The 1,201-nt window shown below is 51.7% G+C and carries 1 protein-coding gene and 1 tRNA gene; both read right to left on the reverse strand.

What is annotated here, in order from left to right; all coding sequences use genetic code 11:
- Window positions 1-35 precede the first annotated feature (35 nt).
- Complete coding sequence (locus B2Y11_RS06615) at window positions 36-893, reverse strand: YitT family protein (RefSeq protein WP_291057533.1); 858 nt, start codon at window positions 891-893, stop codon at window positions 36-38.
- A gap of 55 nt (window positions 894-948) precedes the next feature.
- Window positions 949-1,038, reverse strand: a tRNA-Ser gene (locus B2Y11_RS06620).
- Between the last annotated feature and the right edge of the window lie 163 nt (window positions 1,039-1,201).

Raw genomic sequence — 1,201 nt, forward strand, 5'->3', positions numbered from 1 at the left:
GAATTAATCAGTGCTTCCCTAATGACTCAAAGCCCCTATTTCCCCTTTACCAGTCCTCCCTGCACTTCCTGCACATCGAAGACGGAGAGGAAGGCAGTGGGATCGATGCCGTGGACTACCTGTTTCAGCTTGGTCACTTCCAGGCGGGTGACTACGCAGTAGAGTACGTCCTTGTCGTCCTTCAGGAAGCCGCCCTGGCCGTGGAGGCGGGTGACGGCACGGTGCATGTCGTGGACGATGGCGTCGGATACTTTGTCGTATTCCGTGGTGACGATGAAAATGCCTTTGGAGGAATCAAGGCCTGTGGATACGGCGTCAATCATGCGGGAGCAGATGAAATAAGCGATAAGGGAGTACATGGCGCTGTTCCAGCTGAATAAGAAGCCTGCGGTGCCCAGGATGAAGAAGTTGAAGAACATGATGATTTCCCCTACGGAGAAGGAGGATTTGCTGTCCATCCAGATGGCTACGATTTCCGTACCGTCGGTGGAGCCGCCGCTTTTGATGACGATGCCTACGCCGATGCCGATAATAATGCCGCCGAAAATGGTGGAAAGGAAAGGATCCGTGGTGGCCGGTTTCATTTCCTCAAAGATAGAGGAAAAAAGGGAAAGGACTACGATGGCATAGGTAGATGACACCGCCAGTCCGGCGCCCAGGCGCCTGTAACCCAGGTAGAAAAAGGGCAGGTTCAGCACCACGATGAGCAGGGAAAAGGGCACTCCCGTCAGGGCCTGCACCAGAAGGGAAATACCGGTGATGCCGCCGTCGATGATGTGGTTTGGAATGAGAAACAGGTTCAGCCCTGCAGAATAAATGATGGCTCCGATGGTAAGCCCCAGGATTTTTCGTATAATGGACACAACATCCATGTCTCTTCCTGCAATGGTCATACAGCCTCCAAAATGGTACAAAAAATCCGCGGAAACGCCGCGGATTCGTTTTCTATGGCGGAAGGGATGGGATTCGAACCCATGAACCTCTCACGAAGTTAACGGTTTTCAAGACCGCCTCCTTCAACCGCTCGGACACCCTTCCATGACTATATTATTATAGGGGAGAAAAGGAGGATTGTCAATGGTATAGGGCCGCTCCGTAAGTGTCAAGTTTTCCTCGGTAATTCATTTGACTGTCGATGATTACTATCTCCGTGGCTTCGGTTTTATCAGTATTTCTGTATAGCTCTGGCCAGTCTCCCCAT

Source organism: Dialister sp. UBA1703 (assembly GCA_002320515.1).
Classification (GTDB): domain Bacteria; phylum Bacillota; class Negativicutes; order Veillonellales; family Dialisteraceae; genus Dialister.

What these genes read in the sequence shown, in the direction of transcription:
- B2Y11_RS06615 (WP_291057533.1), bottom strand. Translation starts at nt 893, where the DNA reads ATGACCATTGCAGGAAGAGACATGGATGTTGTGTCCATTATACGAAAA.